Raw genomic sequence first — 20,269 nt, 5'->3', positions numbered from 1 at the left:
CTGATTATTTCAGCCGGCGGAGCTTTTTTCTTTTATTCAAAATTATCTAGTTCCTCAATTGCCTTTTCCCAGGCCTCATTTGACTTATTCAGCTTTTCTTGAACAGCAGATAGTTTTTCTTGAAGAGGTCCAAGCTTTTCAAAAGAAGCAGCAATCTCTGGATTGGCCATTTCTTCTTGAATTTCTTTTTCTTGATTTTCTAAATCTTCGATCTCTTTTTCACTATCTGTAACTGCACGCTCTAATTTACGTTTTTGAGAATCGCGTGCTTTTTGCTCCTGGTAAGAAAGCTTACCCTTATTTTCAGCACTAGTTGAAGTTGGAGCAGACTTGTCTTCATTAGTATTTTCTTGCGCGGCACTAGCTTGCTTAGCTTTTTCGTCTAAGTAGTATGAATAATTACCTTCATAGATCTTAGCGTGGCCATCCTCAACAACAACAATCTTATTAGCTAATTGATTGATGAAGTAACGGTCGTGAGAAACAAATAAAAGCGTACCATCATAATCTGATAAGGCATTTTCGAGAACTTCTTTAGCTTCGATGTCTAAGTGGTTAGTAGGTTCGTCCATTAACAAGAAGTTATCATGTTCTAGAGATAACACTGTTAGCGTTAGACGAGCTTTTTGTCCACCAGATAATTGACCCACTGTCTTATCGATATCTTTAGCAGTAAATAAGAAACTAGCTAAGATAGAGCGGACGTCTTTTTCAGGCATTGTCTTGTGGCGATCCCAAATGGTATCAAGCACTGTCTTAGAGGGATCAAGGCCTTGAAGTTCTTGATCGTAATAACCGATCTCAAGGCTTGCCCCATACTTTATTGAACCTTCTTTAGGTTTAAGCTGCTTCATCACGGTCTTAAGCAGGGTCGACTTTCCAATCCCGTTAGGTCCAATAATTGCGACGCGGTCATTTTTATTTACCTGGAAATTAATATCAGAAACCATTGTCTTATCAGGATAACCAATCGTTAAATCCTTTAAGATCAGAACTTCTTTACCAGAAGGGTGATCACTTGAAAAATGGATTCTGACTTTTGACTTGTGCTTAGGCGGAGTTATTCGCTCCATTTTTTCTAATCGCTTGCGCCGGCTTTGAGCACGCTTAGTAGTTGTTGCACGGACCAAATTCTTTTGGATAAATTCTTCATCTTTTTTGATTTGTTCTTGCTGTTTTTCATAAGCGGCTTCTTGTTGAGTATTCATTAACTCACGTTCTTTTGTATACTGCGTGTAGTTACCTTTGAAAGTAGTTAATTTACCAAAGTCTAGTTCAAAAATTTGATTTGCCAAATGATCTAAGAAGTACTGGTCGTGAGAGACCGTCACGATTGCTCCTTGATAATTCTTCAAAAATGCTTCTAACCAATCTAAAGTGTCCAAATCAAGATAGTTAGTCGGTTCGTCAAGCAATAGTAGTGGTGGCTTTTGCAAAAGTAGTTTTACAAAAGCCAAGCGCGTCTTTTCTCCACCAGATAAGGTAGCAATTACCTTATTCCAAGTAGCCTCTTTAAAGTTGAAACCATTTAAAATACTCTTGATTTCAGCCTGGTAAGTAAAGCCGCCTTCTTGTTCAAATTCATAAGACATTTGGTCGTAACGTTTAAGTAGGTCAGCATCTTCAGGATGATCGGCAATTTCTTGCTGCATGTGGGTGATCTTTTTGTTTTTTTGAATTAGATTATCAAAAACGGTCAGCATTTCATCCCAAATTGTTTTATCTTCATCAAGACCATTTTCCTGGGCAATATAACCAACTTTGAGTCCTTTATTAATGGTAAATTCGCCTTTAGTTGGTTCTTGCTGGCCAGTCATTATTTTTAATAAGGTGGTTTTCCCAGCACCATTAGGTCCAACTAAGCCGATTCTAGCATTATCAGGAATAGAAAAGCTTACTCCTGAAAAAATTGTATTTGCGCCGAAGCGCTGTTCGAGATTTTGTCCTTGTGCAATAATCATAATATTTTTCTCCTAGCAAATATTGTAACATAGGGCTTTTGCTGGCAAAATATCGGATATCTTGTGAAAAATAATAAAAAGTTTAACTATTTTACTAATTTGTGAAAGATAGTACTTGATTTTATCCCTGTAACATGCGTATTATTTATTTGATTAGTAAAGATTTCACATTCACAAATGAGCAAAAGAGGTATGTAGATGAACGAAGAAATAAAAATTCCAAAGGCAACAGCCAAGAGATTACCATTATACTATCGCTATTTGATATTTTTAAATGATGAAGGCAAAGAGAAGGTTTCATCTACTGAATTATCCGAAGCAGTCCAAGTTGATTCAGCTTCTATTAGACGTGACTTCTCGTATTTTGGAGCACTCGGAAAGCGTGGATATGGATATGATGTTAAGAATTTACTTAACTTTTTCAAGAAGATTTTGAATCAAGATACTTTAACTAATGTTGCCCTAGTTGGTGTTGGTAATATGGGACATGCGCTTTTGAATTATAATTTTAAGCGTACTAATAATATTAGAATTTCAGCTGCTTTTGATATCAATCCTGAAATTACTGGTACGATTATGAGTGGGGTGCCAGTATACGACATGAGTGAAATGAAAAAGCAACTTCAAGAACAACAAATTACAATTGCGATCTTGTCTGTTCCTCAAAGTGCTGCGCAAAAGACTGCTGATGAAATGATTGAAGCAGGCATTAAGGGAATTATGAACTTTACGCCGCTGCGTTTATCTGCACCTGCTGATGTGAGAGTTCAAAATGTCGATCTAGCAACAGAATTGCAGACATTGATTTATTTCTTGGATTCAGATAAAGATAAATAATAGAAAGAAAAGATTTTCAAGTCCTCAGAGTTTTTGCTCTGGGGGCTTTTTTGCCTCTTAGGAGAAATTTTCGACCACTTACTTAGCTTAACTAGATTTTAATGTAAATATCATGTTTAATATAATCATTAACTAATTCAAGGAAGTGAGAAACGTGAAAGTAAAGTTGGAATTAGATGCTAATCAAGATGGAACTGAAGTGACTATCCGTGCTAAAGAATTGACACCAGAAATCGAGCATATCTATCATCTGCTCCAGCAAAATTCTAAGCATCCCGATCAGTTGGCAGGATATTTAGACGATAAAGCTTATTATTTGAATATGAATGATATTTTATTTTTTGAAACGGATAGTAAGCAGGTTATGGCCCATACTACTAAGCAAGCTTTTTTAGTGAAATATAAGTTATATGAATTAGAAAAATTGCTAGTTGGTCAATTCATGCGTGTATCTAAATCAACTATTTTGAATTTAGATCAGATTTATTCCCTGACGCGATCTATTTCCAATTGTCAGGTTGAATTTTATGGTTCTTATAAATCGGTTTACGTTTCGCGGCATTATTATCGTGAGTTAAGACAAAGATTGGAAGAAAGAAGGCTATCAAAATGAGAGCACATAGTAAGAGAATTATTTTAGGAGTGGCATTACTTTTAGCAGCAGCTTTTTTAGTTTTAGATCAGTTGCATTTAGTTTCAGTACATATCGGATTTTGGTCAGTTGTATGGACTGTAGTTTTTGCAGTAGGCGGCATTTATGCAATTATGAATAAAAGCATCTCAGGTACTGTATTTTCAATTGCATTTTTGTTAATTATCTATGCTAAAGAGCTCCATATTCAAAGACTTGTTCCTTGGACGATCTTGCTTGCTGGCTTACTGATTTCGATTGGATTGAACATGGTTTTTAAGAGAAATTTTAAGCCGGACGTAGTAATTAATGGCAAGAAAGTAAACATGAATTGGTCGGATTTAAAGAATTTGAAAGCTGATTTCACAGGAGATTCTGACGAAATTAATGGGAACTATCAAACCGACGATGGTGAAAATGTGGTAATTTCGACCAAGATGGGGGATGTATCACGATATATCCATTCAGATAATTTGCGTTCAATTAATGTTCACACCTCGATGGGGGATGTTAAAGTTTATTTAGATGATGTTAAAACAAGTGCTGATAAGGTTTATGCTAATGTGGATGTTTCAATGGGAGACGTAACTTTTTATATTCCGAAGAATTGGAAGGTTAGAAGTAACTTATCTTCTGGTTTTGGCGATATTAATGTGCCTAATGATAGTCAAGCAGATGGTCCAACTTTTGTTTTACAAGGACGCACTAATATGGGCGACATTACGGTAAAGTATGTATAATCGCTGATTATTTACATCATTAGATATACCCTTAATGACATAGGAGCAATCGCATTTTCTTGGAATTATCCATTAGTCTGGGAATTAGTTGCAGGCTTGATATTTTTATTATTTTTATTTTGGCCCAGAAATAAGGGCTATACTTTTTAAATTAAGTATCAATAATCAAAAAATTAGCACTTTTCATCGAAAGGTGCTAATTTTTATGTGTAAATGCTTGCATTTATTTATTAAACAGGTTACTATTTTAATTGTAAGTTAGCACTTAGCTTGTGAAAGTGCTAAAAATTAATTTGATTATAAATAATAGGAGGGACATAACGTGTTACAACCAATCGGTGATCGCGTGATCGTAAAAGTTAAAGACGAAGAAGAAGAAAAAGTTGGGGGCATTGTCCTGGCTTCTAACGCAAAAGAAAAGCCTCAAATGGGCGAAATTATTGCTGTAGGTGAAGGTAAGCGTAATGTAAATGGCGACTTAATTCCTATGTCTGTAGCAAAAGGTGAAACTGTATTTTTTGACAAATACTCTGGCACTAATTTGAAATACGAAGGCGAAAAGTACTTAGTTCTTCGTGAAAGCGATTTGTTAGCAGTCGTTAAGTAATAAAATTTGAAATAAAAGGTGGCACATAAATATGGCTAAAGAGATTAAATTTTCTGAAAATGCAAGACACTCATTATTAAAAGGTGTCGACAAGTTAGCAGATACTGTTAAGACTACACTTGGTCCTAAGGGTAGAAATGTTGTTTTGGAAAAGAGCTACGGAGCTCCTGACATTACTAACGACGGTGTAACTATCGCTAAGAACATTGAATTAAAAGATCACTTCGAAAACTTAGGTGCTAAGTTAGTTGCTGAAGCTGCACAAAAGACTAACGATATTGCTGGTGACGGTACCACTACTGCTACTGTTTTAACTCAAGCAATCGTTCGTGAAGGTATGAAGAACGTTACTGCTGGTGCAAACCCAGTTGGAATTCGTCGCGGTATTGAAACTGCAACTAAGGCTGCTGTTGATGAATTACACAAGATCAGTCATCAAGTAAGTACTAAAGATGAAATTGCTCAAGTTGCTTCAGTTTCATCAGCTTCTAAAGAAGTTGGTAATTTGATCGCTGACGCAATGGAAAAAGTTGGTCACGATGGTGTTATTACTATCGAAGAATCAAAGGGTATTGATACTGAATTATCAGTAGTTGAAGGTATGCAATTTGATCGTGGTTACTTATCACAATACATGGTAACTGACAACGACAAGATGGAAGCAGACTTGGACAACCCTTACATCTTGATTACTGACAAGAAGATTTCTAACATTCAAGATATCTTGCCATTGTTACAAGAAATCGTTCAACAAGGCAAGAGCTTGTTAATCATTGCTGATGATGTTGATGGTGAAGCTCTTCCAACTCTTGTTTTGAACAAGATTCGTGGTACTTTCAACGTTGTTGCTGTTAAGGCTCCTGGTTTTGGTGATCGTCGTAAGGCAATGCTTGAAGATATTGCTATCTTAACTGGTGGTACTGTAATTTCTTCAGACTTAGGTCTTGAATTAAAGGACACTAAGATTGACCAATTAGGTAAGGCTGGCAAGGTTACTGTAACCAAGGACTCAACTACTATTGTTGAAGGTGCTGGCTCAAAAGAAGCTATTGCAGAACGTGTAGATCAAATCAAGAAGCAAATTGCTGAAGCTGATTCTGACTTTGATCGTGAAAAATTACAAGAACGTCTTGCAAAACTTGCTGGTGGTGTTGCTGTCATCAAGGTTGGTGCTGCTACTGAAACTGAATTGAAAGAAAGAAAGTACAGAATCGAAGATGCCTTGAACGCAACGCGTGCTGCTGTTGAAGAAGGCTATGTTGCTGGTGGTGGTACTGCATTAGTTGATGTTATGAAGTCAATTAGCGGTCACGTAGAAGGCGACAGCGAAGATGCACAAACTGGTGTTAACATTGTGATGAAGGCATTAGGTGCACCTGTACGTCAAATTGCTGAAAACGCAGGTAAAGATGGCTCAGTTATCTTAGACCACTTAGAACATGAAGATCCAGAAGTTGGTTACAACGCTGCAACTGACAAGTGGGAAAATATGGTTAAAGCTGGTATCATCGATCCAACTAAGGTAACTCGTTCAGCACTTCAAAATGCTGCTTCAATTGCTGCATTGCTCTTAACTACTGAAGCTGTAGTTGCAGATGAACCTGAAGATAATAAGGCTGCTGCACCAGCTGCTCCAAACCCAGGTATGGGTATGGGAATGTAATTTAGAGAGTAATTACATTTATGAACTGAATAAGATTAATCAAAAACTCCATGATTTTAACCATGGAGTTTTTTTGTGTAAGTATTATATATATTTTAATCTAAAGATCATTTTGTGTAGTATAATTTAATAAAAATATTAAGTGAGGAGGATAAAATTATGCCAACGGTAGTATTAAACGCTCATCAAAATGTACAAGATAATAAATAATAGATGAGCGGAAAATAATTAAAATTCATTTTGTTGAATCCGTTCATCGAGGAGGACAAAATGAATCATTTGAAAAGAGTAAATCAGTACTTCATAGAATTAACTAGGACTTATCATTTGTTTTTTAAATCAGCTCCGCTAGTTGCAACTTGTGTTTTATTATTGACGCCGTTGCAAGCGGCAGTTCCGTTAATTGCCGTGGCAGCTGGACAAAAGGTAATTGATCAAGTTACGAATCACTCTCCTTTTATGGAAATGATCCTTGTCTGGATTGTAGCGACTGCGTTTCAACAGTTTTTACCATCTTTATCAACAATGGTGCAGGGAATTTTAACTGATAAACTAACAGGTTTTATTAACATTAGCTTGATGAAAAAATCTGAAAATTTACAATCGATCAGTATTTTTGATGACAGTAAATACTTCGATGATTTACAAATGCTTCGTGATGATGCAAGCTGGCGTCCAGTTAATCTAATTGTTTTTGGAGTATCAGTTTTGCAGTCATTTTTAACTCTAGCTTTTATGTTAGTGTACTTGGCTCGTTATAATTGGTGGCTAGCACTTTTATTATTAATTGTAATGGTGCCGCAAAGTATTTCTTACTACCATATTCAACAACAATCATTTGAAACAATGGTGGAAAGAAGCAAGAATGCGAGATATTTACATTACTATAGTAGTTTGTTGTTAGATCGTAGAGATGCAAAAGAAGTTCGCCTTTTTAATATGTTTCCTAAAATTATTGAAAAGTATACAACCTTATTTGAACAGACTAAAAATGATGTAAATCAAATTCGTAAAAAGCAACTTGCTGTTAGTTCATTATTTGTTTTTTTAACTGTTGGAGTGTTTGGATACGGTTTTTATTGGTTTGCTAACTCAGTAAGGATAGGCGCTTTAGAAGCTGGCGTTTTGTTAATGTTTGTTTCTATAATTGGCTATATTTCTACAAGTATGGCCCGAGTAGTCGAAGATAGCAGTATGCTCTATGATTCTTTATTGTGGATTGAAAAATACTTTAATTTTCTTGAGTATCACGATAATTTTGAAAATGGAAGGCAGGAATTTCCCGATGAGTTTAAGAAGATTGAAGTTAAGGACCTTTCATTTACATATCCATTTTCTGATGATGAAGTTTTACACAATGTCAGTTTTTCAGTAAATAGAGGCGAAAAGATCGCAATTGTTGGGGAAAACGGATCGGGAAAGTCTACTTTAGTAAAGTTGCTCATGCGTTTTTACGATCCGACTGCTGGAGCTGTTTCGATTGATAATCATAGTCTAAAAGATTTTAAGATTACCAACTTACATAAAAATCTATCAGCTACCTTTCAGGATTTTTCTAGATTTAAGTTAACACTGAAAGAAAATGTGATTACAGGATATTCATTTAATAAAGATCGTGTAAATAATGTTTTGAAAGCAGCAGGACTAGAGAATTTGCTGGCCAATGGTCATCTTCAACTAAGTACGATTCTAGCTAAAGATTTTGAAAAGGGAACTGACTTATCTGGTGGTCAATGGCAAAAAATTGCTTTAGCACGAGACTTATATGCAAATGGAAAAATTGAATTTTTGGACGAGCCCACAGCAGCGTTAGATGCCAAGAGTGAAGCAGAAATTTATGAACGGTTTTTAAAAGAAAACAATCAAAAGACGATCTTCTTTGTTACCCACCGTTTATCTGCAGTTAAGTTTGCTGATAAAGTACTCTTTCTTGATAGTGGAAAAGTTAGCGGCTTTGATACTCATGCTAATTTATTGAATAATAATTCGAAATATCAAGAAATGTATAACTTACAGAAAAATGCATATATTTAGTATTTAAGTGAAATTCTTCATGCAACTAAGCATGGAGAATTTTTTGCCTTCTAAGAGTTAACATTTTTCAGCAGTTTTTACGTTATAATAGAACATAGGTTTTTGGAAGAAAGGATATTTGGTAACGAATGGCAAAAAAAGATACGACGCCAATGATGGAGCAATATTACGAAATTAAACAGCAATATCCAGATGCATTTTTGTTTTATCGTGTGGGCGATTTTTACGAACTTTTTGAAGATGATGCAGTTAAAGGTGCTCAAATTCTCGAGTTAACCTTAACTCATCGTTCAAATAAGACTAAAAATCCAATTCCAATGGCAGGTGTGCCTCATTTAGCTGTGGATACTTATGTGAATACTTTAGTTGAAAAAGGCTATAAGGTTGCTCTTTGTGAACAACTTGAAGACCCTAAAAAAGCCAAGGGAATGGTCAAGCGCGGAATTATTCAATTAATCACGCCCGGAACAATGATGGAGCAGCGTCCAGATCAAGCAAAAGATACTAATTATTTAACTTCTGTTGTCTCAACTGCAAGTGGTTTTGGTCTGGCTTACAGCGATTTATCCACTGGGGAAACTTTTGCCACACATTTAAAAGATTGGGAAGCAGTTGCTAATGAATTATTGTCACTTCAAACTCGAGAAGTAGTTTATGATGGCCCACTAACTAGCGCGAATAAAGATTTCTTACAAAAAGCCAATATCACTGTCTCAAGTCCTGTTAAGTTAGAACAAGAGCATGCTGAAATTTCTTATGTTGTGCAAAACTTATCTAATCAGCCAGAAATAAAAGCAGCTAAACAGCTAGTTTCATATCTTTTGTCGACCCAAAAACGAAGTTTAGCCCACCTGCAAGTAGCGCAAAGTTATGAACCGACCCAATACTTGCAGATGTCTCATACTGTACAAACTAATTTGGAGTTAATCAAGAATGCTAAAACTGGCAAAAAGATGGGATCATTATTTTGGCTACTTGATAAAACATCGACAGCCATGGGTGGACGACTGCTTAAGTCCTGGATCGAAAGGCCACTATTATCTCACAGCCAAATAAAGGCTCGTCAAGATATGGTACAAGCTTTATTTGATGACTATTTTACTCGCGAAAATATTATTGATAATTTAAAGGGCGTCTATGACTTAGAGCGTCTAACTGGTCGTATTGCCTTTGGGTCAGTTAATGCACGTGAAATGCTCCAGCTTGCTCATTCATTAGCCGCAGTACCCGCAATTTTGGATTCACTGAAACAATCAGGTAATGAAAACTTAATGAGTTTTGCTCAAAATATTGATCCATTAGCAGGAATTCGTGATTTAATCGAAAAGACTATTGTGGATAATCCACCGCTTTTAACTACTGAAGGTGGAATTATTCGCAGCGGTGTTGATGAACAACTTGATCGCTACCGGGACGCGATGACCAATGGTAAAAAATGGCTTTCTGAAATGGAGGCTAGCGAACGAAGTAAGACAGGCATTAATAACTTAAAAGTTGGTTTTAACAAAGTTTTTGGCTATTATATTGAAGTTACCAACTCAAATAAAGCAAAAGTGCCAACTGATCGCTATACCCGAAAACAAACTTTAACTAATGCAGAGCGTTACATTACTCCAGAATTAAAAGAACATGAAGCTCTGATCTTAGAAGCTGAATCTCGTTCAACAGATTTAGAATATGATATTTTTGTCAAATTACGAGAAAATGTTAAAAAATATATTCCAGCTCTTCAAAAACTTGCTAAGCAAATTGCTAGTCTGGATGTGTTAACTGCTTTTTCTACGGTTAGTGAACAAAATAATTATGTCCGTCCAGCTATGACTAGTGATGATAATGAAATAAATGTAGTAAATGGCCGCCATCCCGTAGTTGAGCAGGTAATGACTGCAGGTAGTTTTATTCCCAATGACGTTAAGATGGGTAAAAATATAGATATTTTCTTAATTACTGGTCCTAATATGTCTGGTAAATCTACTTATATGCGTCAGATGGCGCTGATTGCGATAATGGCGCAAATTGGCTGCTTTGTTCCAGCAGATAGTGCAATTTTACCTATTTTTGATCAAATTTTTACCCGTATTGGAGCAGCTGATGACCTAATTTCTGGTCAAAGTACTTTCATGGTCGAAATGAGTGAGGCAAATGAAGCACTACAGCATGCTACTAAACGCTCGCTTGTTTTATTTGATGAAATTGGCCGTGGAACTGCAACTTATGATGGGATGGCACTAGCAGGTGCAATTGTTAAATATTTACATGATAAAGTTGGGGCAAAGACCTTATTTGCGACCCACTATCATGAATTGACTGATCTGGACCAAACCCTAGAACATTTAGAAAATATTCATGTTGGTGCAACACAAGAAAATGGCAAGTTAATTTTCTTACATAAGATTTTGCCAGGACCTGCAGATCAAAGTTATGGAATTCACGTGGCTCAGCTTGCAGGTTTACCAAGAAAAGTTTTGCGTGAAGCGACAACAATGCTTCATCGCCTTGAAAAACAAGGAGCTGGAAGCTTGCAGCCGACTAGTGAGCAGCTTGATTTATTCAATGAGCCAGATAGTGACGACAACACAGAAAGTGTCTCAAGTGACGAAAAAGATGTCTTAGATGCAATTCAAAACTTGTATTTGGCAGATAAAACCCCTTTGCAAATTATGCAATTAGTAGCCGACTGGCAAGATGAATTAAAGGATAAAGATTAATGACTAAAATTCATGAATTATCCGCTGAATTAACTAATCAAATTGCCGCTGGAGAAGTTATTGAACGCCCTGCTAGTGTGGTTAAAGAGCTGTGTGAAAACTCGATTGATGCCGGCGCAAGTCGCATCAGAATTAATTTCATTAATGCAGGTCTTGCAGAAATAAGTGTTCAAGATAACGGTAGCGGTATTGAAAAAGATCAGCTTGATTTGGCGTTTACTCGGCATGCAACAAGTAAAATATCCACCCAACGAGATCTTTTCAACATTTCCACATTGGGATTTAGAGGAGAAGCATTAGCCTCAATTGCAGCTGTTGCACATGTGGATATCTTAACTAATGTTGGAGGAGCCAATGGCGCTACAGCTAAATTTGCTGGTGGCAAAAAGTTAAGCCAAACAGATGCTGCTTCACCTCAAGGCACAAAAATTACTGTTCGAGATCTTTTTTACAATACTCCCGCACGCTTAAAATACTTGCGCTCTGAACGTACCGAAATCTTAAAAATTGTGGATATTGTGGATCGTTTAGCTTTAGGACATCCTGAAGTTAGCTTTACTTTAACTAACAATAATAAACCAATTTTAAAGACTGTTGGACGTGATGACTTACGTTTAGATATGGCCAATATTTACGGTAGGCAATTGGCAGAAAAAATGCTTGAAATTACAGGTCAAACGCCTGATTTTAAAATTTCAGGATTAATTTCTAGTCCTCAAGATACACGCTCAAATCGCAATTTTATTTCATTTTTGTTGAACGGTCGATATGTCAAAAACTACCAATTAACTCAAAGCTTAATTGCTGGTTATGGTAGTAAATTAGCTGCCAAGCGTTATCCGATTGCAGTAATTAATATTGAACTGGATCCATTATTAGTTGATGTAAATGTGCATCCTACAAAGCAGGAAGTTCGTTTATCTAAAGAAAAAGAACTAGAGCGTCTGTTAACTCAAACAATAAGTGAGACCTTGCTCAAAAATGAAGGAGCACAATCAGCAATAGAGAATTTGTTTCAATCAGAAAAAGAAATGCCAGTTGATCAGCTAAAATTCAACTTGAATAAAAATGTAGTTGACACTAAAAGACCGGTAATTTTCACTGATGATAAACAAGAAGATAATAAAGGAAAAGAATTAGAAGTTCATGAGCCAGCCAGTCATTTTGTGACTTTGGACAAGGTGCAAAGTAATGATAAATATATAGTTACCGCAACTTGGAATAAGAATGTTTTAGAGCAAACAAAATTAATGCCGTTTTCACAAACAACGTCTTCAGATATCATTACTTCACAAGGACAAGAAAATGTTAGTTTACGGCTTCCTGAATTGAAGTTAATTGGTAAAATTAATACTTATATTTTAGCTAGCCATGAAAATGACTTGTATTTGATTGATCAATTAAGTGCTCAAAGAAGGCTTAAATTTGATGAGCTTTTACAAGAATTACAAAAGCAAAAAAGTGCGCAGCAAGGATTGCTTGAACCATTAGTTTTGGATTTTTCAAATGTGGATTATCTCAAAATCAAAGAAAATATAGATCTCATCCAGAAGCTAGGGATTTTTATTGAGGATTTTGGTCAAAATACTTTTATTTTAAGAACATACCCTGTTTGGCTAAGAAATAATATTGAAGCTGGTGTGCGGAAAATTTTGGATTTATTTTTAAATAATCGTACACAAGATCTTGATAAAATTAAGATTGAAATGGCAATTATGATTGTTAATAAAGAAGTTACACGTACGAGCAAATTGTCTAATCTTGAAATGCAGGATATTTTGAATAAGATTATGCTCAGTTCAGACCCTTATAATGATCCATCTGGACGTGTAACAATCGTCAAAATTAGTAATAATGACCTAAATAAAATGTTTAAAAAGAATGAGTAGGATTTATGTTTGAATATTTAAAAGGAAAAATCACCTTAATTGAGCCAAGTTTTATTGTGGTTGACGTTAATGGGGTAGGTTATAAGGTTTTTTCACCCACTCCTTATAGTTATCAAGAAAATGAAAGTGCTACTGTATACGTAGAACAAATTGTCCGTGATACTGGCATTAGCTTATATGGCTTTTTAACTAAGGAAGATAAAGCATTATTTTTAAAATTGCTATCTGTTTCAGGAATTGGACCTAAGTCAGCTTTAGCTATTATGGCAGCTGAAGACAGTGATTCACTAGCATCAGCAATTGAAAAAGGTGAAGTGAAGTACTTAACACGTTTTCCTGGGGTGGGTAAAAAGACTGCTTCACAAATTGTTTTAGACTTAAAAGGTAAACTCGGCGATTATGTTAAGCAAACTCCCCTTAATCGCAATTTATCTCCAAGCTTGCAAGATGCATTAATGGCGCTCATTGCCTTAGGTTATACTCAAAAAGAAGTCGATCGAATTACGCCAAAATTGGTCGAGCTAGATGAAAATAGTGCTGATGGCTACATTAAGCAAGCCTTGGCCTTATTACTTAAGAAATAAAAAGATTAGTTACAAGTTAATTCAATAAGGAAGTGAAATTAGATGTCAGATGAAGAAAGAATTGTGGATAGTAAAAGCAACTCTGAAGATCAAGAAATGGAATTATCGCTTCGTCCGCAATATTTAAATCAGTATATTGGTCAAGACAAAGTAAAATCCGAAATGAAAGTCTACATTAAGGCAGCTCTTCAACGTGATGAAGCTCTTGATCATGTGCTGCTTTACGGACCACCTGGTTTAGGTAAAACGACGCTAGCTTTTGTAATTGCTAATGAAATGCACGTGCATTTAAAAAGTACGTCAGGTCCAGCAATTGAAAAAGCTGGTGATTTGGTGGCGCTTCTTTCTGAATTAGATCCGGGGGATGTTTTGTTTATTGATGAAATTCACCGCCTAGCAAAACCTGTTGAAGAAGTGCTTTATTCAGCAATGGAAGATTTTTATATTGATATCGTTGTTGGTGAAGGTCAAACTACCCATGCCGTTCATGTTCCATTACCACCGTTTACCTTAATTGGTGCCACTACGCGCGCAGGTCAATTGTCAGCGCCACTACGTGATCGTTTTGGAATTATTGAGCACATGGAATACTATGATGTTTCTGATTTGGAAAAAATTGTCCAAAGATCTAGTGCAGTTTTTGATACAAAAATTGATCCAGAAGCAAGTATAGAATTAGCACGTCGCTCTCGTGGTACGCCTAGAATTGCTAACCGACTTTTAAAAAGGGTACGAGATTTTGCTGAAGTTAAAGGAGAAGAATCGATATCTTTGACGACTACTCAGCATGCTTTAACTCAATTAGAAGTTGATGATGAAGGTTTAGATCAGACCGATCGCAAGCTTTTGAAGGTAATGATAGAGGCTTATAACGGCGGCCCCGTTGGAATTAAAACAATCAGTGCGAATATTGGTGAAGATACGGATACTATTGAAGAAGTTTATGAACCATATTTGCTACAAAAAGGCTTTATTACCCGGACTCAGCGCGGGAGAATGGCGACAGCGAAGGCTTATTTACAATTAGGATTAAAGCCAAAACACAGTTAACTGAAAGTTTTTGTGATTTAATGTATAATAGTAGTATTGTATATGATAGTTAAAATTATCTATATTTTTATATTTATGAGGTGGAAACTTTGAATTTTTTATATTTAGCTCAAAATGCTGCCGCTGGTGGTAACAATTTATTTATGATCGTTGTCTTTATTGCTTTACTTGCATTTATGTACTTCTTTGTAATGCGCCCACAAAAAAAGCAGCAACAAGCTCGTATGCAAATGATGTCTCAATTAAAAAAAGGTGACCGCGTCGTAATGATGAGTGGTCTTCATGGAAAAGTAGATTCAATTAATAAAGAAGATAACACTGTTGTTATTGATGCTGATGGAATTTATTTAACATTTGCAAGAATGGCTATTCGTCAAGTTTTACCTCCTGAAACTCCAGTTTCTGCTAGTGATGTCAAAAGTAACGAAGCTAAAGAAGAAAAAGTAGAATCTTCAGAAGATAAAACTCAAGAAGCTTCATCTGAAGATGAAAATAAAAAAGAAGATAACAAGTAATCTTTTAAAATAAAAGCACCGCGCGGGGGTGCTTTTATTTTTTTCACTAATTTAAGTGGATATTGTAAAATGTTTAGTGAAGTAAACTATGAAAGGGCTAAAGGTGGAATACTATGAATAATATTCCAGTAGTATTAATTTTATTCGGTGGATCCGGAGACTTAGCGCATAGAAAGTTATATCCGGCTTTGTATAATCTGTATCACAAAGGCTTAATTCACGATCATTTTGCGGTAATTGGAACTGCACGTAGGCCTTGGAGTCATGACTATTTGCGCCAGCAAGTCCAACAAGCTGTTTTTGAAAATAACGATGATGTTGATGAACATGAAGTTAAAGAATTTGCTTCACACTTTTATTATCAATCTCATGATGTAACGCATGTTGATCACTACATCGCTTTAAAGGACTTAGCTAGTGAGTTAGATGAAAAATACGCAGCTGAAGGTAATAGAATTTTTTACATGGCAATGGCTCCACGCTTTTTTGGAACAATTGCAACGCATATTCATGATCAAAACTTGACGGGATCTGGCTTCAACCGATTAGTTGTTGAAAAGCCATTTGGTCGTGATTTAAAGTCAGCTGAAGAATTAAATAAAGAAATTAGAGCGAGCTTTGACGAAGACTCTGTTTATCGTATTGACCACTATCTTGGCAAAGAAATGGTTCAAAATATAATGCCATTGCGTATGACCAACCCTTTAATTAAAAATATTTGGAATAATACCTTTGTTCAAAACGTTCAAGTAACTTTGGCTGAAAGTATCGGAGTGGGAACTAGAGGAGGATACTATGAAACTTCTGGTGCCTTAAGAGATATGGTTCAAAATCATATTTTTCAAATTATTACTTTACTTGCTATGCCAGAGCCAGAGAATTTGAGTTCTGAAGCAATCCATAAGGCAAAGCAAGACTTATTAGCAAGCTTGCAAATTCCTGGACTTGATGATGTTGAAAAACATTTTGCTCGTGGTCAATATTGTGCAGGCGCTACGACACCAGCTTATTTAGAAGAAGATCAAGTTGATCCTCAATCCAATGTTGAAACTTTTGCAGCTGGCCAAGTCAAATTTGATCAAGGCCCTTTGGCAGGTGTACCGATCTACTTTAGAACTGGTAAAGAAATGAAAGAAAAAATTTCTCGTATTGATATTGTTTTAAAGCATATGAATAATCTTTATGGTAGTGCTCATTCAAACAATATTTCAATTATTATTGATCCAACTAGTGAAATTTATTTAACCATTAATGGTAAGAAGATTTCTACAGATGGTCTAAGACGTGAAATTTTAGATTATACTTTTTCTAAAGAAGAAATGGCTCAGGTTCCAGATGGATATGAGCGGCTTTTACATGATGTTTTTGTCGCAGATAGTACTAACTTCACTCACTGGGCAGAATTAAAGCGTTATTGGGAATTTGTTGATGCTGTAGAAAAGGCTTGGCAAAAACTTAATAGTGAAGGTAAACATCCTGAACAGTACGCACCAATGGCTTTCGGCCCTAAGAGTGCAAATGATATTTTTGATGATCCAAAAGAGCACTGGATTTATCGCTAATGGATCGATTACTTCCAAAAAATGATACTTCTAGAAAAATAATTCATCTAGATATGGATGCTTTTTATGCATCTGTAGAAATGCGTGATAATCCTTCTTTAGCAAATAAAGCTTTAATTATTGGGCAAGATCCTCGTTTAAACAATGGACATGGAGTAGTAGCTACTGCTAATTATGTGGCTAGAAAGTTTGGCGTTCATTCGGCAATGTCAACCATGAAAGCCCTCAAGCTAGTGCCAGAATCTGAGGTAGTCTTTTTAAAGCCGAATTTTGAAAAGTATCGCTCAGTATCAAGTCAGATTCATGAACTAATGTATGAAATGACTGATCAAGTTGAATCGGTTGCTTTAGACGAAGCTTATCTTGACGTGACTCAAAACAAATTAGGTGCTTATTCAGCGCTTGAATTAGCTATTAGACTACAAAAAAAGATTTTTAAAGAGGTACATTTGAACTCTTCATTTGGAATCAGCTATAATAAGTTTCTTGCCAAAATGGGTTCAGAATATGCCAAGCCTTTTGGAAGGACAGTAATTTTGCCAAATGAAGCTAAAATTTTTTTATCGCAGCGTAAGATTAGTGATTTTCCAGGTATTGGAGAAAGAACGCAGCAGCAGCTAAAAGAATTAGGTGTTAAAAATGGCTCTGATTTGCAAAAATTAGATACTGAATTTTTAATAAAGAAGTTCAAAAAAATGGGATATGTGATTGCTCAACATGCTCATGGTATTGATCTCAATCCAGTAGTTAAAAAACGTAAGAGAAAATAAATTGGAATTGAGCGTACTTTTGAACCTAATATTTATGATCAAGATCAGGCTTTAACTTTATTGAGAAATTACAGCAAGCAACTTTCTCAAAAGTTGGTAAATAAAAAAGCATCTGCCCAAACAGTAGTGATTAAAATTCGCAATAATAAGTTTGAGACAGTAACGCGTAGATTAAAGCTAAAAAAGCCGACACGTAATCCAATTGAATTCTTTCAAAGTGCGAAAGTTTTATTTGAGCCACTAGCATATTTTCTAAAAGATGGTATTCGCTTATTAGGGTTAACTGTGACTGACTTGAGTGACACTCAGTTTGAAGAAGTAAAACTCGATTTGTTTGAAACTAAGTAATAAAGAGACAATTTATTTAAGGAGTAATTTTAATGGCAACTTTTGACGAAATATTTGAAAAAATAAAACAATATCCAACTATTATCTTACACAGACACACTAGTCCAGATCCAGACGCTTTGGGATCTCAAGCTGGACTGGCTCGCGGCTTAAAGGCTACTTTTCCTGAAAAGCGTATCTTATGTGCTGGTGAAAATGATGAGGGCGATTTAGCTTGGATTAATACAATGGATGAAGTAAAGGCTGAAGATTATAAGGGAGCTTTGGTAATTACCACTGATACTGCTAATACACCAAGAATTTCTAATAAGTTATATGATCAAGGCGACTTTTTGATTAAAATTGATCACCATCCAGATGTTGATCCATATGCGGATATGAGTTATGTGGATCCAGATGCTCCAGCAGCTAGTCAAATTATTGCTGACTTTTTAAATGCAGAAAATATCAAAATTACCCCAGATATTGCTTATGCATTATATGCTGGAATGGTTGGAGATACAGGACGTTTTATGTATCCTGAAACTTCTGCTCATACTTTTGAAATTGCTAGTCAATTGGCTCAAACAGGTATTAATATTACTGAAATCGCTAGAAATATTAGTGATGTAAGTTTAAAACAAGCTAAACTTCAAGCCATGGTCTTAGACTACATGACAGTAGATCCAAGTGGTGCAGCTTATGCAGTTTTAACTCAAAAGGACCTTAAAAAATATGGTATAACAGATGACCAAGCTTCAGTTACTGTATCTACACCGGGCCGTATTAAAGATATTATTGCTTGGAATGTCTTTGTCGAAAAGCCAGATGGAACGTTCAGAGTACATTATCGTTCAAAAGGTCCTATTATTAACGAATTAGCTGCTAAACATGATGGCGGCGGTCACGCTTTAGCTAGTGGTGCCAATGCCAAAGACATGGATGAAGTAAAAGAAATATTTAATGAAGTTATTGAAGTAACTAAGAAATATCGTGAAGAACATGACAAAAACTAATATTTTTGAAAATGAACAATTAAGACCACAGCTTCGTGAAGCTCTAAAAAAAATCAACTTTGAAAAGCCAACAAAGGTTCAAGAAAAAGTTATCCCTGAATTATTGAACGATAAAAATGTTGTTGTACAAGCTGCAACTGGATCAGGAAAAACACATGCTTACTTGATTCCAATTTTTAATAAAATTAATGAAGATATTCCGGTAACTCAGGCTGTAATTACAGCTCCTAGCCGTGAATTAGCTAATCAATTATATAAGGTTGCCCAACAATTAAAAAAAGCATCTGGTCTAAATATCTCTATTGAATATTTAGGTGGGGGAAATGACCGCGATCGTCAGATAAAGAAGGCTGAAAGTAGAGCTCCACAGTTAATTATTGCTACGCCGGGACGTTTGCATGATTTTGTATCAAAAAAAGTGATTAACCTTGAGAATGTAAAAGTCTTTGTCATTGATGAAGCTGATATGACACTTGATATGGGCTTTTTGCATCAGATGGACGAAGTTATTTCTAAACTTAAAGATGCTGAACTATCTGCTTTTTCTGCAACTATTCCTGTTAAGCTAGAAAATTTCTTACGTAAATATATGTCGCGGCCGGAATTTATTGTGATTGATAATCCAAGCGTTATTGCGCCAACTATTCAAAATGATTTAATTGATGTTGGTTCAAAAGACAAAAAAGAAATTTTGTATAAGCTGTTGACTATGGGCCAGCCCTATTTAGCCTTAGTTTTTGCCAATACTAAGCAAAAGGTTGACGAATTAAGTGCTTATTTAGAAGATCAAGGACTTAAAGTAGCTAAGATCCATGGCGGAATTACTGAAAGAGAAAGAAAACGAACAATTAGACAGGTTCGTGAGGGTCAATATCAATATGTTGTAGCAAGTGATTTAGCTGCTCGCGGAATTGATATTGATGGGGTTAGCTTGGTAATTAATTATGAAATTCCAAAGGATCTTGAGTTTGTAATTCACCGAATCGGTAGAACTGGTCGAAATAATCTGCCTGGTCATGCAATTACTCTGATTTACGATGACGAAATGTCAGATATTGAAGATTTGGAAAAATTAGGGATGCATTTTGACTTTAAAGAGTTGAAAAATGGTGAATTAGTTGAAAGAACTCACTATCATCGCCGAGATAATCGTAAAACCCGTAATCATAAGCTGGATAATCGTTTAGTAGGAATGGTTAAAAAAGCCAAGAAAAAGCGCAAACCGGGTTATAAAAAGAAGATTCAAAAAGCTATCCAAGATGATCGTCGTCAAAAGCGTAAGCTTGAAGAGCGTCATGAAATGCGTAAAGCAAAAAGACGCAGAAAACGTGAGCGTGAAAGAAGTCGAAACGATTTTGACAAGTAAAAATTTTGT

The 20,269-nt window shown here is 35.6% G+C and carries 15 protein-coding genes and 1 pseudogene; 15 read left to right on the top strand and 1 reads right to left on the bottom strand.

Going from position 1 to position 20,269, the window contains the following annotated elements; translation table 11 throughout:
- Positions 1-32 precede the first annotated feature (32 nt).
- A complete protein-coding gene (locus Q0Y70_RS03195) occupies positions 33-1,961 on the bottom strand; it encodes an ABC-F family ATP-binding cassette domain-containing protein (RefSeq protein ID WP_297816465.1) in 1,929 nt (642 codons plus the stop codon).
- Between the two features lie 198 nt (positions 1,962-2,159).
- Between Q0Y70_RS03195 and Q0Y70_RS03190 the strand changes: the two genes are divergently transcribed.
- The 15 genes and pseudogenes from Q0Y70_RS03190 (at position 2,160) to Q0Y70_RS03120 (ending at position 20,260) form a co-directional block, all read left to right on the top strand.
- Positions 2,160-2,798 carry a redox-sensing transcriptional repressor Rex gene (locus Q0Y70_RS03190; RefSeq protein WP_297816462.1) on the top strand — a complete coding sequence of 213 codons (639 nt, stop codon included), beginning with the start codon at positions 2,160-2,162 and terminating at the stop codon, positions 2,796-2,798.
- Positions 2,799-2,952: 154 nt separating this feature from the next.
- Positions 2,953-3,411, top strand: coding sequence for a LytTR family DNA-binding domain-containing protein (locus tag Q0Y70_RS03185; protein WP_297816458.1), 459 nt, complete (start codon positions 2,953-2,955; stop codon positions 3,409-3,411).
- Positions 3,408-4,169 (top strand): LiaF transmembrane domain-containing protein, encoded by a 762-nt coding sequence (locus tag Q0Y70_RS03180; protein WP_297816454.1) that lies wholly within the window; start codon positions 3,408-3,410, stop codon positions 4,167-4,169. The genes Q0Y70_RS03185 and Q0Y70_RS03180 overlap by 4 nt, the downstream gene beginning before the upstream one ends.
- 322 nt (positions 4,170-4,491) lie before the next feature.
- On the top strand, positions 4,492-4,776 hold the full coding sequence (gene groES, locus Q0Y70_RS03175) for a co-chaperone GroES (protein WP_008469769.1): 285 nt from the start codon (positions 4,492-4,494) through the stop codon (positions 4,774-4,776).
- 31 nt (positions 4,777-4,807) lie between these two features.
- A complete protein-coding gene (gene groL, locus Q0Y70_RS03170) occupies positions 4,808-6,439 on the top strand; it encodes a chaperonin GroEL (RefSeq protein ID WP_297816449.1) in 1,632 nt (543 codons plus the stop codon).
- A gap of 270 nt (positions 6,440-6,709) precedes the next feature.
- Positions 6,710-8,473, top strand: a complete 1,764-nt coding sequence (locus tag Q0Y70_RS03165) for an ABC transporter ATP-binding protein (RefSeq protein WP_297816446.1) — start codon at positions 6,710-6,712, stop codon at positions 8,471-8,473.
- 128 nt (positions 8,474-8,601) lie between these two features.
- Positions 8,602-11,181 carry a DNA mismatch repair protein MutS gene (gene mutS, locus Q0Y70_RS03160; RefSeq protein ID WP_297816442.1) on the top strand — a complete coding sequence of 860 codons (2,580 nt, stop codon included), beginning with the start codon at positions 8,602-8,604 and terminating at the stop codon, positions 11,179-11,181.
- Positions 11,181-13,070: a DNA mismatch repair endonuclease MutL gene (gene mutL / locus Q0Y70_RS03155; RefSeq protein ID WP_297816439.1), complete on the top strand. Its 1,890-nt coding sequence runs from the start codon at positions 11,181-11,183 to the stop codon at positions 13,068-13,070. Before mutS ends, mutL begins: the two co-directional genes overlap by 1 nt.
- A gap of 5 nt (positions 13,071-13,075) precedes the next feature.
- Positions 13,076-13,654, top strand: coding sequence for a Holliday junction branch migration protein RuvA (ruvA, locus tag Q0Y70_RS03150; RefSeq protein ID WP_297816436.1), 579 nt, complete (start codon positions 13,076-13,078; stop codon positions 13,652-13,654).
- A 42-nt stretch (positions 13,655-13,696) separates the two neighbouring features.
- Complete coding sequence (ruvB, locus tag Q0Y70_RS03145; RefSeq protein WP_297816433.1) at positions 13,697-14,704, top strand: Holliday junction branch migration DNA helicase RuvB; 1,008 nt, start codon at positions 13,697-13,699, stop codon at positions 14,702-14,704.
- 89 nt (positions 14,705-14,793) lie between these two features.
- Positions 14,794-15,219, top strand: a complete 426-nt coding sequence (gene yajC / locus Q0Y70_RS03140; RefSeq protein ID WP_297816430.1) for a preprotein translocase subunit YajC — start codon at positions 14,794-14,796, stop codon at positions 15,217-15,219.
- A 113-nt stretch (positions 15,220-15,332) separates the two neighbouring features.
- A complete protein-coding gene (zwf, locus tag Q0Y70_RS03135) occupies positions 15,333-16,781 on the top strand; it encodes a glucose-6-phosphate dehydrogenase (protein ID WP_297816427.1) in 1,449 nt (482 codons plus the stop codon).
- Positions 16,781-17,899: pseudogene (gene dinB / locus Q0Y70_RS03130) on the top strand (DNA polymerase IV). The gene zwf and the pseudogene dinB overlap by 1 nt, the downstream one beginning before the upstream one ends.
- 32 nt (positions 17,900-17,931) lie before the next feature.
- Positions 17,932-18,894: a bifunctional oligoribonuclease/PAP phosphatase NrnA gene (locus Q0Y70_RS03125; RefSeq protein ID WP_297816424.1), complete on the top strand. Its 963-nt coding sequence runs from the start codon at positions 17,932-17,934 to the stop codon at positions 18,892-18,894.
- Entirely contained in the window at positions 18,881-20,260 is a 1,380-nt protein-coding gene (locus Q0Y70_RS03120; protein WP_297816421.1) for a DEAD/DEAH box helicase, read from the top strand. The genes Q0Y70_RS03125 and Q0Y70_RS03120 overlap by 14 nt, the downstream gene beginning before the upstream one ends.
- Positions 20,261-20,269: the final 9 nt, after the last annotated feature.

The sequence above is a fragment of the uncultured Lactobacillus sp. genome (assembly GCF_947367085.1).
In the GTDB taxonomy this organism is placed as follows: Bacteria; Bacillota; Bacilli; order Lactobacillales; family Lactobacillaceae; genus Lactobacillus.
The sequence above is the reverse complement of the archived record's forward strand: the minus strand, read 5'-3'. Positions and strand labels throughout refer to the sequence as shown.

What these genes read in the sequence shown, in the direction of transcription:
- groL (WP_297816449.1), top strand. Translation starts at nt 4,808, where the DNA reads ATGGCTAAAGAGATTAAATTTTCTGAAAATGCAAGACACTCATTATTA.
- mutL (WP_297816439.1), top strand. Translation starts at nt 11,181, where the DNA reads ATGACTAAAATTCATGAATTATCCGCTGAATTAACTAATCAAATTGCC.
- Q0Y70_RS03165 (WP_297816446.1), top strand. Translation starts at nt 6,710, where the DNA reads ATGAATCATTTGAAAAGAGTAAATCAGTACTTCATAGAATTAACTAGG.
- Q0Y70_RS03120 (WP_297816421.1), top strand. Translation starts at nt 18,881, where the DNA reads ATGACAAAAACTAATATTTTTGAAAATGAACAATTAAGACCACAGCTT.
- Q0Y70_RS03190 (WP_297816462.1), top strand. Translation starts at nt 2,160, where the DNA reads ATGAACGAAGAAATAAAAATTCCAAAGGCAACAGCCAAGAGATTACCA.
- Q0Y70_RS03180 (WP_297816454.1), top strand. Translation starts at nt 3,408, where the DNA reads ATGAGAGCACATAGTAAGAGAATTATTTTAGGAGTGGCATTACTTTTA.
- zwf (WP_297816427.1), top strand. Translation starts at nt 15,333, where the DNA reads ATGAATAATATTCCAGTAGTATTAATTTTATTCGGTGGATCCGGAGAC.
- ruvA (WP_297816436.1), top strand. Translation starts at nt 13,076, where the DNA reads ATGTTTGAATATTTAAAAGGAAAAATCACCTTAATTGAGCCAAGTTTT.
- mutS (WP_297816442.1), top strand. Translation starts at nt 8,602, where the DNA reads ATGGCAAAAAAAGATACGACGCCAATGATGGAGCAATATTACGAAATT.
- Q0Y70_RS03195 (WP_297816465.1), bottom strand. Translation starts at nt 1,961, where the DNA reads ATGATTATTGCACAAGGACAAAATCTCGAACAGCGCTTCGGCGCAAAT.
- Q0Y70_RS03125 (WP_297816424.1), top strand. Translation starts at nt 17,932, where the DNA reads ATGGCAACTTTTGACGAAATATTTGAAAAAATAAAACAATATCCAACT.
- ruvB (WP_297816433.1), top strand. Translation starts at nt 13,697, where the DNA reads ATGTCAGATGAAGAAAGAATTGTGGATAGTAAAAGCAACTCTGAAGAT.